20 protein-coding genes and 1 other RNA gene are annotated in these 18,616 nt (G+C 38.9%); 7 read left to right on the plus strand and 14 right to left on the minus strand.

Going from position 1 to position 18,616, the window contains the following annotated elements:
- Positions 1-16: 16 nt before the first annotated feature.
- The 5 genes from accA to dnaE all read right to left on the minus strand — a co-directional run bounded on the left by accA (position 17) and on the right by dnaE (position 7,430).
- Positions 17-994: an acetyl-CoA carboxylase carboxyl transferase subunit alpha gene (accA, locus tag COJ96_RS14350; protein ID WP_098574404.1), complete on the minus strand. Its 978-nt coding sequence runs from the start codon at positions 992-994 to the stop codon at positions 17-19.
- Positions 988-1,866, minus strand: a complete 879-nt coding sequence (accD, locus tag COJ96_RS14355) for an acetyl-CoA carboxylase, carboxyltransferase subunit beta (RefSeq protein WP_098574406.1) — start codon at positions 1,864-1,866, stop codon at positions 988-990. The genes accA and accD overlap by 7 nt, the downstream gene beginning before the upstream one ends.
- Before the next feature lie 199 nt (positions 1,867-2,065).
- Complete coding sequence (locus tag COJ96_RS14360) at positions 2,066-2,695, minus strand: FadR/GntR family transcriptional regulator (RefSeq protein ID WP_098574409.1); 630 nt, start codon at positions 2,693-2,695, stop codon at positions 2,066-2,068.
- 7 nt (positions 2,696-2,702) lie between these two features.
- Positions 2,703-3,941: an NADP-dependent malic enzyme gene (gene ystJ, locus COJ96_RS14365; protein ID WP_098574412.1), complete on the minus strand. Its 1,239-nt coding sequence runs from the start codon at positions 3,939-3,941 to the stop codon at positions 2,703-2,705.
- A gap of 126 nt (positions 3,942-4,067) precedes the next feature.
- Positions 4,068-7,430 (minus strand): DNA polymerase III subunit alpha, encoded by a 3,363-nt coding sequence (gene dnaE / locus COJ96_RS14370; protein WP_098574415.1) that lies wholly within the window; start codon positions 7,428-7,430, stop codon positions 4,068-4,070.
- 237 nt (positions 7,431-7,667) lie between these two features.
- Between dnaE and ytrH the strand changes: the two genes are divergently transcribed.
- Together ytrH and ytrI are read left to right on the plus strand one after the other, a co-directional pair.
- Entirely contained in the window at positions 7,668-8,009 is a 342-nt protein-coding gene (ytrH, locus tag COJ96_RS14375) for a sporulation membrane protein YtrH (RefSeq protein WP_180230121.1), read from the plus strand.
- Positions 8,006-8,506, plus strand: a complete 501-nt coding sequence (gene ytrI, locus COJ96_RS14380; protein ID WP_098574418.1) for a sporulation membrane protein YtrI — start codon at positions 8,006-8,008, stop codon at positions 8,504-8,506. The genes ytrH and ytrI overlap by 4 nt, the downstream gene beginning before the upstream one ends.
- Positions 8,507-8,542: 36 nt before the next feature.
- On the opposite strand, the gene COJ96_RS14385 is transcribed toward ytrI, so the two are convergent.
- Positions 8,543-9,493, minus strand: a complete 951-nt coding sequence (locus COJ96_RS14385) for a DHH family phosphoesterase (protein ID WP_098574421.1) — start codon at positions 9,491-9,493, stop codon at positions 8,543-8,545.
- A 96-nt stretch (positions 9,494-9,589) separates the two neighbouring features.
- On the opposite strand from COJ96_RS14385, the gene COJ96_RS14390 reads away from it, so the two are divergent.
- The gene (locus tag COJ96_RS14390; protein ID WP_098574424.1) at positions 9,590-9,901 is read left to right on the plus strand and encodes a YtpI family protein; all 312 of its coding nucleotides are present in this window, start codon (positions 9,590-9,592) and stop codon (positions 9,899-9,901) included.
- An 88-nt stretch (positions 9,902-9,989) separates the two neighbouring features.
- Here COJ96_RS14390 and COJ96_RS14395 read toward each other — a convergent pair whose 3' ends face one another.
- From COJ96_RS14395 to COJ96_RS14405, 3 genes are all read right to left on the minus strand, one after another.
- A complete protein-coding gene (locus tag COJ96_RS14395; RefSeq protein WP_098574427.1) occupies positions 9,990-11,309 on the minus strand; it encodes a CBS domain-containing protein in 1,320 nt (439 codons plus the stop codon).
- 126 nt (positions 11,310-11,435) lie between these two features.
- Entirely contained in the window at positions 11,436-11,675 is a 240-nt protein-coding gene (locus COJ96_RS14400) for a hypothetical protein (protein ID WP_098574430.1), read from the minus strand.
- An 83-nt stretch (positions 11,676-11,758) separates the two neighbouring features.
- A complete protein-coding gene (locus COJ96_RS14405) occupies positions 11,759-12,439 on the minus strand; it encodes a metal-dependent hydrolase (RefSeq protein ID WP_098574433.1) in 681 nt (226 codons plus the stop codon).
- Between the two features lie 187 nt (positions 12,440-12,626).
- Between COJ96_RS14405 and COJ96_RS14410 the strand changes: the two genes are divergently transcribed.
- The gene (locus tag COJ96_RS14410) at positions 12,627-13,724 is read left to right on the plus strand and encodes a M24 family metallopeptidase (protein ID WP_098574436.1); all 1,098 of its coding nucleotides are present in this window, start codon (positions 12,627-12,629) and stop codon (positions 13,722-13,724) included.
- A gap of 56 nt (positions 13,725-13,780) precedes the next feature.
- Positions 13,781-13,977: non-coding RNA, 6S RNA (gene ssrS / locus COJ96_RS14415), on the plus strand.
- A 91-nt stretch (positions 13,978-14,068) separates the two neighbouring features.
- On the opposite strand, the gene ald is transcribed toward ssrS, so the two are convergent.
- The 3 genes from ald to COJ96_RS28675 all read right to left on the minus strand — a co-directional run bounded on the left by ald (position 14,069) and on the right by COJ96_RS28675 (position 16,006).
- The gene (gene ald / locus COJ96_RS14420; protein WP_098574443.1) at positions 14,069-15,187 is read right to left on the minus strand and encodes an alanine dehydrogenase; all 1,119 of its coding nucleotides are present in this window, start codon (positions 15,185-15,187) and stop codon (positions 14,069-14,071) included.
- A gap of 162 nt (positions 15,188-15,349) precedes the next feature.
- Positions 15,350-15,640, minus strand: a complete 291-nt coding sequence (locus COJ96_RS14425) for a hypothetical protein (RefSeq protein WP_098574604.1) — start codon at positions 15,638-15,640, stop codon at positions 15,350-15,352.
- 204 nt (positions 15,641-15,844) lie between these two features.
- Positions 15,845-16,006 carry a hypothetical protein gene (locus COJ96_RS28675; RefSeq protein WP_180230122.1) on the minus strand — a complete coding sequence of 54 codons (162 nt, stop codon included), beginning with the start codon at positions 16,004-16,006 and terminating at the stop codon, positions 15,845-15,847.
- A gap of 102 nt (positions 16,007-16,108) precedes the next feature.
- Here COJ96_RS28675 and COJ96_RS14430 point away from each other — a divergent pair, with 102 nt between their 5' ends.
- Together COJ96_RS14430 and COJ96_RS14435 are read left to right on the plus strand one after the other, a co-directional pair.
- Positions 16,109-16,561 (plus strand): universal stress protein, encoded by a 453-nt coding sequence (locus tag COJ96_RS14430; RefSeq protein WP_098574446.1) that lies wholly within the window; start codon positions 16,109-16,111, stop codon positions 16,559-16,561.
- A 272-nt stretch (positions 16,562-16,833) separates the two neighbouring features.
- Positions 16,834-17,148, plus strand: coding sequence for a hypothetical protein (locus COJ96_RS14435; RefSeq protein ID WP_098574451.1), 315 nt, complete (start codon positions 16,834-16,836; stop codon positions 17,146-17,148).
- Positions 17,149-17,186: 38 nt separating this feature from the next.
- Here the strand turns inward: COJ96_RS14435 and COJ96_RS14440 are convergent, their stop codons facing one another.
- Together COJ96_RS14440 and COJ96_RS14445 are read right to left on the minus strand one after the other, a co-directional pair.
- Positions 17,187-17,699: a MogA/MoaB family molybdenum cofactor biosynthesis protein gene (locus COJ96_RS14440; protein WP_098574453.1), complete on the minus strand. Its 513-nt coding sequence runs from the start codon at positions 17,697-17,699 to the stop codon at positions 17,187-17,189.
- On the minus strand, positions 17,696-18,538 hold the full coding sequence (locus tag COJ96_RS14445) for an EcsC family protein (protein ID WP_098574456.1): 843 nt from the start codon (positions 18,536-18,538) through the stop codon (positions 17,696-17,698). The genes COJ96_RS14440 and COJ96_RS14445 overlap by 4 nt, the downstream gene beginning before the upstream one ends.
- Between the last annotated feature and the right edge of the window lie 78 nt (positions 18,539-18,616).

Here is an 18,616-nt window from a genome sequence, read left to right on the forward strand (position 1 = left end):
TATGAGCACATTATTTTTAATTCACACCAATGTAATCATTAATGGTGGCAAATTCACCAATGGTTCTGAAACGATTGTAACGATCAGAAATAAGGTCCTCTTCTGAAAGCTTAAGAAGCTGCTGCAGAGCATTCTTCAGTATATGATCGATTTCCTCTGCTTGTTTCATGACGTCCCTTTGAGCTCCACCCTTAACCTCTGGGATAATATCATCAATAACGCCTAGTTCCTTTAGATCAGGAGCAGTTATTTTCATCGTTTCGGCTGCATTTCTAGCTAATGATGCATCTTTCCACAAAATAGCTGCAGCACCCTCTGGAGAAATAACCGAGTATGTGGAATTCTCGAGCATATATATCCGATTACCTACTCCAAGTGCAAGTGCACCACCGCTTCCGCCTTCGCCAATCACGATACAAATGACAGGAACCTTTAATCCAGCCATTTCAAATAAATTGCGGGCAATCGCTTCACTTTGTCCTCGTTCTTCTGCGGCCTTCCCAGGATAGGCACCCTTAGTATCAATGAAACAAATAATCGGCCGATTAAATTTATTCGCTTGATTCATTAATCGAAGTGCTTTTCGATATCCTTCTGGATGTGGCATTCCAAAGTTTCTGCGAATATTTTCTTTTGTATCTTTTCCACGCTGATGACCAATAACTGTAACTGGTAATCCTCGATATTTAGCAACCCCGCCTACAATTGCCTCATCATCAGCAAAGGTACGGTCGCCATGACATTCAAAGAAATTCTCAAACAAATAAGGTATATAATCTAATGTTGTCGGCCTGTTAGGAAGGCGGGCAATTTGTACCCGGTCCCATGGCTTAATATTTTCATATATGCTTTGTTCAAGTTTTTCAAGTCTTTTTTCTAATTTTTCTATTTCTGAACTTAAATCAACATCAGCTGTTTTGGTGAACTCCTGTAACTCAGAGATTTTCTTCCTTAATTCGATTACAGGGCGTTCAAATTCTAATTCTCCTACCATCTGAGCTCACCTCCAGGTTGATGGATTTCTAGAATATTGGTGATCTTCTCAACTAATTCCGTCCGATGAATGATTGCGTCCAGTTGCCCATGTTTTAATAGGAACTCGGATGTTTGGAAATCCTCTGGCAATTCTTCACGTATGGATTGTTCGATTACTCTTCGTCCCGCAAAAGCAATAAGCGCACCGGGTTCGGAAAGGTTGAAATCACCTAATGACGCAAAGCTTGCAGAAACCCCGCCAGTTGTTGGATGAGTCATAATTGAAATGATTAGTCCACCATTATTACTAAATTTCTTTAACGCAACACTAGTTTTGGCCATTTGCATCAAACTTAGTGCACCCTCCTGCATCCTGGCACCGCCTGATGCGGTAAAAATAATAAAAGGGAGATTTAACTCATCCGCTTTTTCAATAGCTTGTGTAATTTTTTCGCCGACAACGGAGCCCATACTTCCCATTCGAAACGAAGCATCCATGATGGCGAGGACAACCTTATGATCGTTAACTGTTCCAATTCCAGTTACAACAGCCTCATTTATCTTGCTTTTTTCCCGATCTTTTTCAAGCTTTTCAAGATAGTCAGGAAAATTTAATGGATTTTTAGAAATCATACTTTCATTAAATTCTACGAAGCTTCCTTCATCAATAAAGCTTTCTAAACGTTCCCTTGAGTTCATTGGAAAATGATGTCCACAATTCAAACAAACCTTTAGATTTTTTAGCAATTCTTTAGTATACATGATTTTCTTACATGATGGACACTTTGTCATTATGCCCTCAGGTACATCACTTTTTGCAGTTTCCGTCGGTATTTGAGCATATTTCTTCTTTTTTGTCTGGTTCTTTGAAAACAGATCTTTAAGCGCCAAAATTCTACCTCCTTTGTGCTACGGTAACGCCAAATGTTAGGTTTCTCCAATAATTACATATTAAAAGTTTTTCTATTGTTGCTTTACTTCATACCTAATAGCTTCTCATGGGTGGTCAGACCACTTATAGTTAAAAAACACCTAGTTTTCTTTGGACTTGGATAAACTTCACTATAAAATAAAATGTGTTCAAAATCTGTTAGTATTTGTCGTTAAAAACTGACAAATTCCGTAAACCGTTATAAGCAGTCAATAATTTCGATTCATTTTTTTCGGCTAAAGCCTCAAGCAAGCTTAAATAGTTTTCACGAGAATAGATCATCTTGCTTGAACCAAAAGAGTAGTAATAATCCTTTAAGATGGACCAAATTCTAGCAAAGAGGTGGTTATCTGCGATTTCAACTATTTGATAAAAAAAATCATTATCATCTATAATTCCTTGCTGATTCACCCATTTTTTTAAGTTTTCAATACTTTGATCATCTATTTTATGAATGGCTAATCGAAGGCAATCCATCTCAATAAAGTTCTTTGTTTCAAACACATCTCTTTTCGCTTTTTCATCTTGCAAAATAAATGTACTAAGCAACTGAACGAGATGATTTCCCCTAAAATCCCGAATAAACGTCCCTTCACCACGTCTTGTTTCAATTAGACCAAGCAATTCTAATGCTCTAAGGGCCTCTCTAATGGAAGAGCGCCCGAAATTCAGGCGCTCAGACAATTCACGTTCAGAAGGAATCTTATCTCCAGTTTCTAAACCATCATTGGTAATCATTTCTCGTAGTTGCTTAACAACTTCTAAGTAGACCTTGGTGTTATTTACCACTTACCGATCACTCACTTTTACCAATAATAGCGAGCCTCTTTGTTTTTTCCTTTATTTCTTCTGGATCAACCTTAATACGGGCAACACCTGTTTCCATCGCTGCTTTTGCTACAGCTGCGGCTACATCTGGTGCGACTCTTGGATCAAAAGGTCCTGGAATAACATAATCCGCATTAAGTTCATCCGGGCTGATCAGGTTGGCAATAGCTTCTGCTGCCGCAACTTTCATTTTTTCATTTATATGTGTAGCGCGAACATCGAGTGCACCACGGAAAATTCCTGGAAAGGCTAGAACATTGTTAACTTGGTTTGGAAAATCTGAACGACCAGTTCCTACCACTTTCGCTCCAACAGCTTTTGCATCAGCTGGCATAATTTCAGGGTCCGGATTGGCCATTGCAAAAATAATAGAATCAGAATTCATGGACGCGACCATTTCTTTAGAAAGTGCACCTGCAACTGAAACCCCAATAAATACATCCGCACCTTTGATTACATCTTCAAGGCTTCCTGATAGATTATCCCGATTTGTAAACTTTGCAACTTCAGCTTTCACCGAATTCATACCTTGTGGACGCCCTTCATAAATGGCTCCTTTGGTATCACACATAATTATGTCCCTTACACCATAACTATATAACAATTTAATAATTGCAATCCCAGCAGCGCCGGCACCGTTTGCGACAACTTTAATTTCGGTCATTTTTTTGCCAACTAACTTTAGTGCATTAACAAGCCCTGCTACTGTTACAATAGCTGTACCATGCTGGTCATCATGGAATATTGGGATATTTGCTTCCTTTTTCAATCGTTCTTCAATGACAAAACAATTGGGCGCAGCAATATCTTCCAAATTAACGCCGCCAAAAGTAGGTTCAAGCAATTTCACCGTTTCAACAATTTTGTCTACATCGGTTGTGTTTAAACAGATTGGAAATGCATCAACTCCGGCAAAACTTTTAAACAATACTGACTTACCTTCCATTACAGGCAGGGCTGCTTCTGGTCCAATATTCCCCAGTCCAAGAACAGCTGTTCCATCGGAAACAACGGCAACCATATTCCCTTTCATGGTATATTCGTAAACCAATTCTGGTTTCTCATAGATATCTTTACATGGCTCTGCAACACCTGGTGAATAAGCTAAGCTAAGATCATGTGCATTTCGGACTTGAACTTTTGATTTCGACTCTAACTTTCCCTTGTTAATTCGATGCATATGTAATGCTTCTTCACGTAATGTCAAGATATCCACCCCTCAAATTTTTACAAACATTTACAAACTTTCTCACTTATGCAGCCCGCTATTATTAGTGGTCAGACCACACTTGTCTCATTATCACTATAACATATCTGTGATAGTTGTAAAGAATTATTCCTTCAGGACGACATTTTTCGGGCCAAGCATCCCTCTTAATAATTGCAATAATTCAAAGGTTGGATTGATATTATTTTCTTCACCTAACTTTATTGTTTTGCGGCTTTTTTCATAGTGTAAAATGACGGATGCAGTTCCTTGGTTTTCTTTAATGAGCTGGTGAATTTGGAAAAGTAATTTGTCATCTTGTTTTTCCTCTATTATTTTCAAATATAATACTGATTGTTTACTTGTTTTTGTTTTTAGCCACTCTTCTATATGAAAAACGTGTTGAATGATAAATTGCTGTTTCCCATCACGTTCTTCGATTTTCCCCTCGAGCAATGTAAACTTCCCATGTCCTAATAGGTGCGAATATTTCTTGTATACATTAGGAAAGGCGACGGCTTCCATTTCACCGCTTGAATCACTGATCGTTAAAAAGGCCATTGAATCACCTTTTTTGGTGCGAATTGATTTCATTGAGGTGATATATACTCCAGTAGCGACCCGCTGGTTCTTATGAGTTATTCCAAATAAGGATTGTGCACCACTTCGTTTCAGCTGCTCTTCGTAAATAGATACCGGATGGTCAGAAAGATAAAAACCAAGGGCCTCTTTTTCAAATGTCAGCTTATTCTCCTGGCTGATTGGATCCACTTGCAGGTATTTCGGCTTTGGCATGAATTCATCTTCAAACAAATCAAATTGGTTATTGTCAGCCGGTTTAAATATTTGTGCATGTTCCATCGCCACATCTAAACTAGCAAGCAATACAGCACGATCTTCACCAAATTCGTCGAAGCAGCCAGAGTGAACCAGGAACTCGAGCGTCTTTCGATTGATGGCTTTAGTAGATACCCGAATACAAAAATCAAATAAGTCAACAAACTTTTTCTTTTTCCTGGCCTGAAAGATTTCTTTTAAGGCAGCAGCCCCCACACTTTTTATCGCTGCCAGGCTGAAACGGATTCCCTCTTGTTCCACTTGAAAGGAGTACCCGCTATAGTTGATGGATGGTGGCAGGACTGTGATTTCTTTTTGTTTCGTCTCCATCACGTATTGTGCTATTTTCGTGTCGTTTCCTATTGCCGAGGTAAGCAGACCAGCCATAAAATAAACCGGATAATTTGCTTTTAAATATGCTAATTGATAGGCGATCATACTATAGGCAACGGCATGACTTCGATTAAATCCATAGTTAGCAAAGCGAACGATTAAATCATAAATATCATTAGCTAAGGTATGTTCATACCCTTTTTTTAGGGCTCCTTGAACAAAATGGCTGCGCTCTTGATCAAGAATATCCTTTTTCTTTTTTCCAACTGCCCGTCTTAATAAATCGGCTTCACCAAGTGAGAATCCAGCCATTTTTGAAGCTATTTGGATAATTTGTTCTTGGTAGACAATAACACCATATGTATTCTCAAGGATTGGCCGTAAATCAGGGTGTGGATAGTCAACTTTTTGAATACCGTGTTTCCTATCAATAAAGAGCGGGATATTTTCCATTGGTCCTGGGCGGTATAAGGCATTGACTGCAACAATATCTTCAAATCGGGAAGGCTTAAGACGTGTTAAAACCTTGCGCATTCCTTCTGACTCCAGCTGAAATACACCCGTTGTTTCACCTTTGGCTAATAGCGCAAAAGTCAATGTGTCATCTAATGGTATCGAACCTATATTTATTTTCTTACCTGTTTTACGTGTGATTGAGGATACAATTGAATCAATCAATGTAAGGTTCCGCAAGCCTAGAAAGTCCATTTTTAAGAGGCCGATTTCCTCCAGATGTTCCATTGAAAATTGTGTTAGAAAAACATGGTTAGACCCTCGTTGGATGGGGATTAAATCAATGAGCGGCTTCTCACTTATGACTACACCAGCTGCATGTGTGGAAGTATGACGCGGCAGTCCTTCTAGTTTTAAAGCCGTTTCAAATAGGCGTTTATTCATAGGACTTTCATTAATAAACTTTCTTAGGGCTTCTGATTCTTTATAGGCACCTTTAAGGTCAATTCCTAATCGTGACGGGATCATCCTTGATACATGTTCAAGCTCCTTGGAATTTAACCCGAATACCTTGCCAATATCTCTAAGTACTGCCTTGGCTGCAAGCGTTCCAAAGGTAACGATCTGTGCGACATGCAGTTCACCGTATTTTCCTGCAACATAGTTAATCACCTCATCACGGCGATGGTCTGGAAAATCAATATCTATATCCGGCATAGAAATTCGTTCAGGATTTAAAAACCTCTCAAATAGTAGATTATGCTTTAGTGGATCCACATCTGTAATGTATAAAACATAAGCCACCAATGAACCCGCTGCTGAACCCCTCCCAGGCCCAGTTAAAATCCCATTCTCACGTGCGTATTTCATAAAATCCCACACAATTAAAAAATAATTGCTAAACTTCATCCGTTTAATGACCGCTAATTCATAGGACAACCGTTCAAAATATTCCTGCGCAGGCGAGGAAAAACGTTCACTTAATCCCTGTTTGCACAACATTTCAAGGTAGTCCTCAGCAGGAATCCCTTTTTCTGTTGGAAATGCAGGCAAGTAGGTTTTATTTAACTCAATGTTAAATTGACATCTGTTAGCAATTCGGATTGTGTTTTCTAATGCATCGGGGAAATCTGAAAAACAATCGACCATTTCACTTGCAGTTTTTAAATAGAACTGATCGTTTTCTAACGTTTCTCTGTGGTCATCTTGCAATTTATCACCATTTTTTATGGCTAACAAACACTCATGGGCAAACATATCTTCTTTTTCTAAATAATGGACCTGATTTGTGGCTGCAATCGGGACATTCATTTCTTTGGACAAACTAGTAAGCATATTTCTCATTTTTGTTTCTTGTTCGAGTTGGTGATTTTGAATTGCTAGGAAAAAGTTATTCTTGCCAAAAATGGAATCTAGTTTTCTAATTAGTTCTTTAGCCCTTTCCTCGTCGCCATTAATGAGCAACTGCTCAATTTCTCCTTCGAGACCAGGAGTAAGCGCAATGAGACCATCTGAATAATGTTTCAGCCATTTCAAAGGGATTCCATGATCCGTTTTGGTTTGAACGGTACTAGATATCTTTAAAAGATTTCTATAACCAGAATCATTTTCAGCGAGTAAGACTAGTGGAAAGGATTCATTAGAGGTGTACTCACTTTCCACATCCACTGTTAATCCAATAATAGGTTTCATATTATTTTTTTGGCACAATTTATAAAATTCAATGGTTCCGTACATGACGTTCCTGTCCGTTAACGCAATGGCAGAAAAACCTTTTGACTGTGCATTTTTTATTAAATCCGGGACTGATGCCGTACTTGATAATAAACTATAGGCACTATATACATGCAGGTGAATAAAAGACATATTGTCACCCCCTTAATTCGAAAATCTCTCCCTCTATTATAAAACTTAATTGCCAAAAAGGAAAATATGTTCTCATTTTATGCTCTGGTAAATTTGCCTGTTGATTTCCACTCCAGGCGCTTCGCTTTCCGCGGGCGGTCCGGGGAGCCTAATCCTATCCATTTTAAAAAACATATTTCTATTAGTTTGTCCATATACATGAGTATTGGGTATTGACTATGTGTAGAGGCGGTTGACATGATGAAAGAGATTGGTTTTTTTCCTGCTTTTATTGAAAGCTACTTTATTGCCTTGGGAGTCGTACTCGGCGGATCACTTATAGGGGGAATTGCTTCATTCCTAACCGGGCAGCCGCCGCTGACAACTGTTTATCGCTTATCTTCAGCGCTAAGAATCTGGGCCATTGTATCCGCTATAGGTGGAACGTTCGACGCGGTTTATACATTTGAAAGAGGTTTATTTAACGCCGATACAAAGGATCTTTTTAAACAGTTTTTATTAATCCTCTCCGCCTTAGGTGGTGCCCAGACTGGTGCCCTTATCATTAATTGGTTAACACAGGAGCATATCTCATCATGAGAATTCCGCCATTATATCGAAAACCTGCCTGGCAGCGTTTTTTTGCAGGAATGGCCGTCGGGGGCGCTATAAGCTGGTGCATTTTTTTATATATTTACGGAGTCTGGCAGGAAGAGAACACCGAATTAATTCGGAAACAAGCCCAGGAGATTGTGGACTTAAACGAGGAGAAAAAAATTTGGCAAGAAGAATATAAAGAAATCAACAAACGGAATATCGAACAGCTGACGGTACAGAAAATCAATATTCGAATTACAAACTGGGAAAAGTATAAACTTGACTCATTAAGTGTTTTAGAGACAGAAGACTCAGTGAAAGATGATATTAGTATGATGCTAGCAAAAGATATTGAAACCGTCTATAAAAGTAAGGACCTTCTGAAAAAGATTATTGAAAATAAGCCCGTAAAAATAAATGATAAAAGATATAAACTCAAGGTTAAAGAAATGGTTTTTTATACCAACCTTTCCATTCAACTAGAGATTCAGTTTGAATAACAAGAAATCGGCCCCTTCTACGAGGGCCGATTTTTTCTATTTGCTTAAAGAATAGGTTTCACAAACTTCACCAAGTGCTTTTAATACATCGTCTACTTCGTTCCACGAATAGATGGAGGCTCCGGAAGCTAGTGGATGTCCTCCTCCTTTGAACTTTCTTGCAACTACATTAATAACTGGGCCTTTGGAACGCAGCCGGACTCTTATTTGCTCGTCTTCCTCAATAAAGAATACCCATGCCTTAATCCCTTTTACATTCCCTAATATTCCGACAAGCAGTGATGCTTCTGCTGGTTTTGCATTGTATTCTTCGAGAAGTTCTTTTGTTAATTTAACCGATGCAACACCGTTTTCCTGAAGTTCAAAATTTTGAAGTATATATCCGTTTAATTTAACGATATTGAGATCTAATTCATACATCTTGTCAAATAACTCGGTACGAGAAAAATTATAATGGATCAATTCTCCAGCATAGCCCAGCGTTTTTTCTGTTGTACTCGGGAATAGAAATCTGCCCGTATCGCCGACTATACCAGCGTATAGAAGTCTAGCTGCTGAATCGTTCATTTTTAGCCCTTTGGCTTGTCCCTTTAGATAAAATTCATAAATCATTTCGCTGCATGAGCTGGCACTTGTATCCACCCATAGTAAATCACCATATGGGTCTTCATTTGGGTGGTGATCAATTTTTATTAATTTATCACCAAGTGTGTATCGTTTGTCACAAATTCTTTCCTCATTTGCAGTATCACAAACGATTACTAATGCCCCATTGTAAACTTCATCTTCAATCACATCCAGCCTGCGCATGTAATGAAGAGTTGGTTCTTCTAGACCAACAGCATAAATCTTTTTATCCGGAAAGGATTCTTGTAAAATAGCTGCCAAGCCGCCTTGTGAACCATATGCATCCGGGTCTGGACGGACGTGACGGTGAATGATTATGGTTTCATATTTTTCAATCTCTGCTAATATTTGCTCAATCATGGGCGCTTCTCCTTTACCAACTCATAAACCATGGTGGTCTTTTTTTGTTTTTACAGGTACAATAATAGAAGATTTTCTATGCTTGGAGGAAATAATATGTTTGTACTTGTTATATTAATTGCTATACTCTTTGCTTTCTACCTATTTTATAAAACAAAATACATCAGAAGCAACCGTTTAGTAGAAAAGAAATGGCTTGCGGCTAAATCAAATATTGCATTAGGGCTTTTTGTCTCTTTATTCGGAATTAATCACATGTTATTTATTTCCGAAACAACGGTTATGTATATTGTTGCCGCAGTTTTTATTGTTTATGGAGCCATATTCAGCTGGATTGGTTACAAAAAATACAAGCATTACCTTCCTTTCGCAATCGAGGAAGCAAAGAATTTTGAATTACAAAAATAAAAAGTCTGAAGCCGCTTCTCTTATGAAGCGGCTTTGTTTATTTCGATAACTATCTAGATCCAGTGCCAAGTAGCTTCCGCTTTTCTTTCTAACTTCGATCTAGCAGTTGACACATCATCATCGCTTTCCCGACTAATACGCCTTCATTGAAAACCTCAACATCCACTTTTCCAAATTTGCGCCCTACTTCAAGTACTTTTGGATATATTTCTAATGTACTTTCCATCTGAACTGGTTTAATAAAGTAAATGGTCATATTTTCAACAACAAGGTCACCTTTTTTATAGGATCGTAACACTCGATTGGCAGCATCGGAGACGATGGTAGTAAAAACGCCATATGAAATGGTTCCCAGATGATTAGTCATTTGTGGTGTTACTTCACAAGAGTAAACCTCTTCTCCTTTAGCTTTACCCTGAATTAATACCATTTGGTTGGTAACGATATCATCAATGGTTTCTCCCACCTGTGGCTGCCGTTGGTTCATTTGTAAGGCCTTTAATACGTCCTGCCTGCTGATGATCCCCTCTAGCCGGTTAGCATCATCCGTAACAGGAAGAACTTCAATTCCTTCCCAGACCATTGTATGCGCAGTTGAGGCCACACTTGTTTTCCCATTAACAGACATTGGGTGTTTGGTCATAATCTTATCGATAGTAGTATCCATACCTTGACCTAAAATATCTTTGCTTGTAACCATCCCTTGTATTTTCATGTTCTGATCGACAACAGGATAGCGACTGTGAGCAGTTTGTTGATTAAATTCGTGCCATCTGGACACCTTATCCGTGGTTTTGAGATAAAAAGTATCGACAAGAGGCGTTAGAATATCCTCAACCAGTATTATTTCTTTTTTAATCAATTGGTCATAAATCGCCCGGTTAATCATTGTTGCAACCGTAAACGTATCATAGCTAGTTGAGATCACCGGTATTTCGAGTTTATCTGCTAGTTTCTTAATATGTTCTTCCGCATCGAATCCACCGGTAATGAGTACAGCGGCTCCTGCTTTTAAGGCTAGTTCATGTGCCTGCGTTCGATTTCCAACAATCAACAGGTTTCCAGCTTCCGTATAGCGCATCATGGCTTCTAATTTCATTGCACCAATCACAAACTTACTTAATGTTTTATGCAACCCTGTTCTTCCGCCTAACACCTGTCCATCAACAATGTTTACTACTTCTGCAAAAGTCAGCTTTTCAATGTTTTCTTTCTTCTTCCGTTCGATTCTAATCGTTCCAACGCGTTCGATGGTACTAACATATCCTTTATTTTCCGCTTCCTTAATCGCGCGGTAGGCAGTACCTTCACTCACAGTCATCGCCTTAGCAATTTGCCTGACAGATATTTTTTCCCCAATTGGGAGTCCATCTATATATTGTAAAATTTGTTCATGCTTTGTGGCCAAGACCTTCACCCTTTTTATAGTCAAGTTCCAATCATTCAGTTACGAATAATCCGGATTACGTATAAATTTTATTATAGAGTGTTAAAAGCCTTGATTCAATGCGGATTCTCACATTGCCGTTAATTATCAATGAAAGGATCTGGATTTCCTCTTTACTCGTCGCTCGACATGAGGTTTTTGACCCTGCCTTTTTGGGCTATAAAGCAAACCAGTTAGATTTCCGGCAATGACCATTAACGCAAATGCAAGCCAGGCTACTGAAAATATCCCTTCGGCACCATCGGCATAAATGGATATGCGCGGGACTCCATAATAAAGCAAGAAGCCACAGAGTAACAGGCAAAGTAAATATCTGTTCTTTTTCATCTTCATTTCCTCCCCTATAAAGACTGCTTGTTCCATATTTATGCATAGGGGAGCGAAAAAAGTATGTAAATTACCTAGAACATTTAAAATTCAAATGCTTCGCCGGGTTGGAGTACTTTTCCGTTTTTATCTTCCAGCATTTCTATAAACTTGAAAGGATCCTGTTTAATTGGCGGGAATGTATTAAAGTGAATTGGTACAACTGTTTTAGCTCTTAGCAGTTTTGCAGCATATGCTGCATCTTCAGGACCCATGGTAAAATTATCACCTATTGGCAGGAACGCTACGTCAATCGGATGGCGGTCACCAATTAGTTTCATATCTGAAAATAATCCGGTATCTCCAGCGTGATAAATGGTTTTTCCCTCATTCATAAATAAAATCCCAGCAGGCATGCCACAATAAATGATTTCATTATTTTCCGATGTATAGCTTGAACCGTGAAAAGCTTGCGTTAATTTAACTTTGCCGAACTCAAATTGATGGGCTCCGCCAATATGCATGCCATGGGTGTTCACTCCCTGCCAGCTTAGGTAAGTGGAAAGTTCATGGTTGGCCACAACAAGAGCATTATTTTTCTTTGCTAACTCGACCGTATCCCCGACATGGTCGTTGTGTCCATGTGATAAGATAATGACATCAGGGCTTGTTTCATCCACTTTCAAGTCTGTTAATTGATTCCCATTAATAAATGGGTCAATTATAATATTTTTTCCATTTGTTTGAATTTGAACTACTGAATGTCCGTGATATGATATTTTCATCACATTCGCTCCCCTCATTTTCTTCCTTTACTTATTTCCATACAATGAATGGAATTCCTTCCATAATCTCTAGTATAATCCTAGATTATCGAAATTAAGCAGGTAGACCTAAATGTATCGAAAGTTTACTTTTCATGTTTTAATTGATACTCTCAAATAGGATATGAATTACATAGGGGGAGTTAACATGAATCAACGATTAACTAAACTTCAATCATGGATGAGGGAAAACGATATAGAAGTTAGTTTTCTAACCTCTTCAGAGAATGTATTTTATTTAAGCGGATATTACACCAATCCACATGAACGGCTGCTCGCACTTGCAGTCTTTCAAACGGAAGAGCCATTCCTTGTCTGCCCTGCAATGGAAGTGCCCGATGCCAAACGGTCAGGCTGGGACCATGAAATTCTAGGTTATAGTGATATCGAAAACCCATGGGAAATGATTTTAAATTCTATTAATAATAGAATAAAGAGTGTATCAAAAGCAGCCATTGAAAAAGAACATATGAATGTAGAACGCTATGAACACCTCTCAAAATTATTCCCACAAGCAGCCTTTGTTTCTGCTGAAGAAAAATTGCGCATGCTTCGAATGATTAAAGACGCCAAGGAATTAAAAATTATTGAAGAAGCATGTGCTCTTGCTGATTTCGCCGTTGAATTCGGGGCTAGTGAAATTAAGGAAGGCAAAACAGAGCTGGAAATACTAAATGCTTTAGAGTACGCCTTAAAACAAAAGGGCGTTACCGAAATGTCGTTTTCAACCATGGTTCTTACCGGAGCTAATGCCGCTTCTCCACATGGAAATCCAGGAGAGACGAAAATTCAAAAAGGAGATCTTGTCTTATTTGATTTGGGTGTGGTTGTTGATAGGTATTGTTCAGATATCACTAGAACTGTGGCTTACGGGGACATTGATGACAAGCAAAAAGACATCTATGACACTGTATTAAAAGCTCAGCTGGCTGCAATTGAAGTAAGCAAGCCAGGAGTAACAGCTGCAGAAGTAGACCTGACTGCCCGTCGAATTATTTCTGATGCGGGCTATGGAGAATATTTTCCACATAGACTCGGTCATGGGCTCGGAATTAGCGTCCACGAGTATCCATCATTGACAGAAACAAACCCACTCATTATTGAGGAAGGTATGATCTACACGATTGAGCCAGGTATCTATGTACCAAATGTGGCCGGTGTTCGGATAGAAGATGACATATATATTACTGCAGACGGGGCAAAAGTTCTTACAAAGTTCCCTAAAGACTTGCAGATCATAAAATAATTTCATTTGTAATTTTTTTACATTGAAATTTAAGCAGAATTGATATATTATACTAATACAAGCTGCGTTGTTCGTAGTCATAATAAAGTTTTAACCTTTAAGCTGTAAAAGGGAGTTTAACCATTGGAGCTGGAATGACAAGCCTCTGTCTATAAGACTTGGAGGACATGCAGGAAGGGTTTCTGAGAACACCCACTTTGAGGAGTGGTGGTTTAAAACTTTCTTATATTAATACGGCAAATGCGGCTACATAGTATGTATTTTAAACCAGTTCCTTTTAGGAGCTGGTTTTTATTTTATAAAAAAGAAGAGGAACATTCTGTCCCTCCTCCCGTGTAAGGTTATTATTTTTCAAGTAGCGTTTTTGTATCTAAGAATTCCAGCCCGTGTGCTTCTGCGACTGCTTGATAGGTTACGTAGCCGCCCAGTGTGTTGATTCCTTTTAACAATGCTTCACTGCTGAGACAAGCTTGTTTGTATCCCTTGTTAGCAATTTGCACGGCATAAGGGACCGTTACATTTGTCAAGGCAATGGTAGAAGTTCTTGGGACCGCCCCCGGCATGTTTGCAACAGCATAATGAACAACATTATGTTTCACATAGGTTGGATTGTCATGCGTGGTAATACGGTCAGTGGTTTCAAAAATCCCTCCCTGATCGATCGCAATATCCACAACAACACTACCTGGTTTCATCGATTGAATCATTGCTTCCGTTACGAGTTTCGGGGCTTTTGCTCCAGGAATAAGAACGGCACCAATCACCAAATCCGAATCCTTCACTGCTTCAGCGAGATTATAAGGATTGGACATAAGGGTCGTCACTTCTGAGCCAAAAATATCATCTAATTGACGAAGACGATCTGGATTTAAATCAATAATAGTCACTTTAGCTCCTAATCCAATCGCCATTTTAGCCGCATTCGTTCCGGCCACACCTCCGCCGATAATGGTAACAGTTCCTCTTTGGACCCCCGGGACACCAGATAAAAGAATTCCCATTCCCCCATGAACTTTTTCAAGGAATTGGGCACCTATTTGTGGTGCCATTCTGCCAGCTACCTCACTCATCGGCGTTAACAATGGTAAGCTTCTATTTGGCAGCTGCACCGTTTCATAGGCGATACCTATTACTTTTTGATCAATTAACGCCTTCGTTAATTCTGGTTCAGGTGCAAGATGTAAATATGTAAATAATATTAATCCTTCACGAAAGTATTTATATTCGCTTGGAAGCGGTTCTTTCACCTTCATCACCATTTCCATGGACCATGCTTCTTCTGCTGAATCTACAAGTTTTGCACCTGCTGATTCATAATCCTCATTTAAAAAACCAGATCCAAGCCCAGCTCCATTTTCAATAAAAACCTCATGACCAAATTTAACCAGGTTGATTACTCCGGCTGGTGTCATGGCTACACGGTTTTCATTATTTTTGATTTCTTTAGGTACTCCGATCCGCATGTACTTACCTCCAAATAAATTCAAATTAGTAAAATTAACCAAGACAATTTAATTATAACCTTTTTCCAAAGGAAGATGTAACTTCGTAACATTAACGAAGGAACATTAGATTTCGACAAAAACTAAAGCAAAAGCTTTGCCAAAATGGCAAAGCCCTTTTTTTTAATAATACCAAGGATAATATGGGTATGGGTATGGGTATGGCGGGTAGTAAGGATATCCGTATCCCCAACCTGGAGTTAATAAAGCACCTGCTGCTAAACCAGTTAAGAATGGGACCCCAAAGCCAAATCCACCAAAACCAAATCCTGGGCGTCCAAAACCAAATCCAAATCCTGGGCGGCCAAATCCAAAGCCAGGGCGACCAAATCCAAAGCCCGGACGGCCAAAACCGCCAAAGTGGCCAAATCCTCCGTGGAATCCATGTATCCTTTCATCCGCAGGTTCTACCATATTATAGTTCACATCTACGTTATTAGGCATTCCATACATTTCTGTGCTCATGTTTCTCCTCCTCATTTTTATTAATAGACACACTAAAGAATATGCATAAGTAAATGCATATTCTTGGGTATTTGCCCTTGATTTCGAAAATTCCAAGACATTTGACCACAAAAAAAGAACTATCCCCTTAAGGACAGTCCGTACGACATTACATTAATTCTCGGTTCCTGCAAAATCATCACTGTCTGCAATCGCTGTACCTTCGCCAATAAATCCACTGTTATATGAGTCCAAAATTAGCTGGCTTACTTCATTGGCACCATGCTCATTAAACTCAAACAAAAACTTTTTGTTTTGTTCATTTTTACCCATCATTCAATTCTCCTTTCCATTGAGGTTACCTCTATATTGTTCGAAAAGTTGCAACAGTTATTCCTTGTTAAATAATGTATAATTTAAGTAAGGAGATGATTAATCATGGGACTTAAATATAGAAATATTTTAGTCGCTATTGATGGTTCAAAAGAGGCTGATTGGGCTTTTAAAAAAGGGATTGAAATAGCCAAGAGAAATGATGCCACCCTATTATTAGTCCACGTTATTGACACTAGAACATTTGCATTAATTGAGGCTTATGACACGGTCGTTGAAGATCGAGCGGAAAAGGCTGCAAAAGATATGCTTGAAAATTACCGCAAGCAAGCCGAGGATGCGGGCCTAACTAAAGTGCAATATGAAATTGATTATGGTTCTCCAAAAATACGTATCCCAAGAGATTTAGCTAAAAAACACGAAGTGGATTTGATTATCTGCGGTGCAACTGGATTAAATGTTGTCGAGAGGTTTATTATCGGCAGCGTATCTGAACATATTACTCGTTATGCACATTGTGACGTACTCGTAATTCGCACAGAAAAAGATATCGCCTAATAGTCGAAAGCACGCAGCTGATTTTAAGCTTCGTGCTTTCTTTACAAATATACTGAGGTAAAGATTACTGTTGTTTTTGTACTCTGTTGATAGGAGTGGAAGGCACGAAGACTCCTGCGGGAGTACGGGNNCCCGCGGAAAGCGAAGTGCCTGGAACGGAAATCAACAGACAAGTTTAACACAGCCCACAAATATTAAACATAGATTTGTAGTGAATGGGTGGTAAATCTATAGTAAAATAAAAAGTAGTCAGTCGGATTGGAGGCAATCGTATGGAAGAATATTTTTCTTTTGATCATCGTCTTGGTATTCCAGTACCCGAATTAACTTTGGAATGGGACCAATACAACGAGGAAACACAACAAAAGATTCTCTTTTACTGGGAACAAGTCCGCGGTTCGATCCCTGACCGGATTAGTGAACTTGAAACCGAAATTAATTTGAAACAAACACTTCTCTCCAATGAATGTAATTTTCCACGTTCATGTCAACTGAACACGGAAATCGCAGAACTCGCTTCCATTATTAATGATTTATGGCTATGGTACCGAGCAAACGAAGTGCTTTCAACAAAAGCCCATCAATAGAAAACTCCCTTTCCATCGAAAAAGGGAGTTTTCTCTATTTAGAGGTCTTTTTGTATCTCTCTAACTACATGCCCTAGTTCAGGCAGAATTAATTTATTCATGGCGAGCTTCACGGCACCTGTGGAGCCAGGGGTAGAGAATACTGCTTTATTTTTTACCACACCAGCAATAGCCCTAGAAAGAATAGCTGCCGAACCAATATCTTCTTGAAAACTCAACATCCGGAATATTTCACCAAAACCGACAATCTCTTTATCAAGTAATTTTTCTACCGTTTCAATCGTTACGTCCCGCTTGGCAATCCCCGTTCCGCCATTTGTTATAATGACATCAATTTCTTCCATTCCACATCCTTTTACGATTTCATCTTGGATGGGCTCAGCTTCATCTTTTACAATGACGTAATCAACAATCTTGTGTCCTGCATGTTCAAGCAATTCCATCATTAACTTTCCACTTTTATCTGTTTCCTTTGTTCTTGTATCACTAACTGTTATAACTTTGCAATTAACTTTTCTAGGTGCGGCCTTTTTATGTTCTTGTGTACTCATCCCATTAACTCCTCTTTTTCTCGTAGGTAACGTAGTTGATAATATTTATGAGCCACATCCGTTACTTTTCTAGTTAACTGATAATTTGCACCAGCACCAATGGCCATGCTGACAAGCGGTATTCCTTGAATCGTTTTTTTTCTGAACAGCGAAATGACCAGCGCTTTCATAAGTTGTTGAACTGGTTGTTCAAGCCAGGTGATATCAGTTATTTCTTCATTTCCTTCATAAAAATAATAGTCTTCCTGCGCCTCTAATTCTTCCATCAGCGAGGTCCAGCCTGCTCTTTGCAGTCTTGGAGGTAGTGTAGCCGTGTGAAAGACCTTCAGAGAGGTCATCATTTCAAATGGGGTATTCACTTCCACCCCGTAAGTCATCGCTATTAATTGGACAACCCTTAAATTAATTACTGCTATCGCTGGTATATCTGTGCTTAATAGCAGTGGACCACCAGTCCCAGCTAATCCCCCTTGCGCAAAGGAATAAAACCGATGACGGGCAATTTGCTGCTCAGCAATATATTGTAATTGTTCAATGCTTAATTTTTTTAGATCTGCAATTTCTTCTAGATCCTTATAAAAGATTCGCCCCGATGAAAGAATTCTCTCCTTTGCATCCATTTGCAGCTGAGAACCTTGGATCATGCTATGTAAATGAAACAGCCAGCTATCGATCACTGAAAAGAATTGGCTTTGAACCTTTTCAGGCAATAATGAGAATGATTGCTGCAGAAATTTTTCATAGGTTAATTGGAAATCATTCGGCTCGAATTCAAATAAATTTCTTTCCCAATCCTGTATTTCATTCAAGACCATTGCTTCACGGTCTGTTAATGGCATGTTTGATTCCTCCCAGTGCAAGGCTTTCTTTTTCAAGTATATCATAAAGAATTACCTTGATAAAAAGACAAAAGACAA

The sequence above is a fragment of the Bacillus sp. AFS073361 genome (genome assembly GCF_002567005.1).
Classification (GTDB): domain Bacteria; phylum Bacillota; class Bacilli; order Bacillales; family Cytobacillaceae; genus Neobacillus.

Excerpts from the sequence above, each read along its gene's own strand:
- COJ96_RS14400 (WP_098574430.1), bottom strand. The coding sequence starts at position 11,675 with ATGAAAAAGAACAGATATTTACTTTGCCTGTTACTCTGTGGCTTCTTG.
- COJ96_RS14440 (WP_098574453.1), bottom strand. The coding sequence starts at position 17,699 with ATGAGTACACAAGAACATAAAAAGGCCGCACCTAGAAAAGTTAATTGC.
- COJ96_RS14410 (WP_098574436.1), top strand. The coding sequence starts at position 12,627 with ATGAATCAACGATTAACTAAACTTCAATCATGGATGAGGGAAAACGAT.
- COJ96_RS14445 (WP_098574456.1), bottom strand. The coding sequence starts at position 18,538 with ATGCCATTAACAGACCGTGAAGCAATGGTCTTGAATGAAATACAGGAT.
- ald (WP_098574443.1), bottom strand. The coding sequence starts at position 15,187 with ATGCGGATCGGAGTACCTAAAGAAATCAAAAATAATGAAAACCGTGTA.
- ytrH (WP_180230121.1), top strand. The coding sequence starts at position 7,668 with ATGATGAAAGAGATTGGTTTTTTTCCTGCTTTTATTGAAAGCTACTTT.
- COJ96_RS28675 (WP_180230122.1), bottom strand. The coding sequence starts at position 16,006 with ATGATGGGTAAAAATGAACAAAACAAAAAGTTTTTGTTTGAGTTTAAT.
- COJ96_RS14430 (WP_098574446.1), top strand. The coding sequence starts at position 16,109 with ATGGGACTTAAATATAGAAATATTTTAGTCGCTATTGATGGTTCAAAA.
- COJ96_RS14405 (WP_098574433.1), bottom strand. The coding sequence starts at position 12,439 with ATGAAAATATCATATCACGGACATTCAGTAGTTCAAATTCAAACAAAT.
- COJ96_RS14385 (WP_098574421.1), bottom strand. The coding sequence starts at position 9,493 with ATGATTGAGCAAATATTAGCAGAGATTGAAAAATATGAAACCATAATC.
- ytrI (WP_098574418.1), top strand. The coding sequence starts at position 8,006 with ATGAGAATTCCGCCATTATATCGAAAACCTGCCTGGCAGCGTTTTTTT.
- accA (WP_098574404.1), bottom strand. The coding sequence starts at position 994 with ATGGTAGGAGAATTAGAATTTGAACGCCCTGTAATCGAATTAAGGAAG.
- COJ96_RS14425 (WP_098574604.1), bottom strand. The coding sequence starts at position 15,640 with ATGGTAGAACCTGCGGATGAAAGGATACATGGATTCCACGGAGGATTT.
- dnaE (WP_098574415.1), bottom strand. The coding sequence starts at position 7,430 with ATGTCTTTTATTCACCTGCATGTATATAGTGCCTATAGTTTATTATCA.
- COJ96_RS14435 (WP_098574451.1), top strand. The coding sequence starts at position 16,834 with ATGGAAGAATATTTTTCTTTTGATCATCGTCTTGGTATTCCAGTACCC.
- COJ96_RS14390 (WP_098574424.1), top strand. The coding sequence starts at position 9,590 with ATGTTTGTACTTGTTATATTAATTGCTATACTCTTTGCTTTCTACCTA.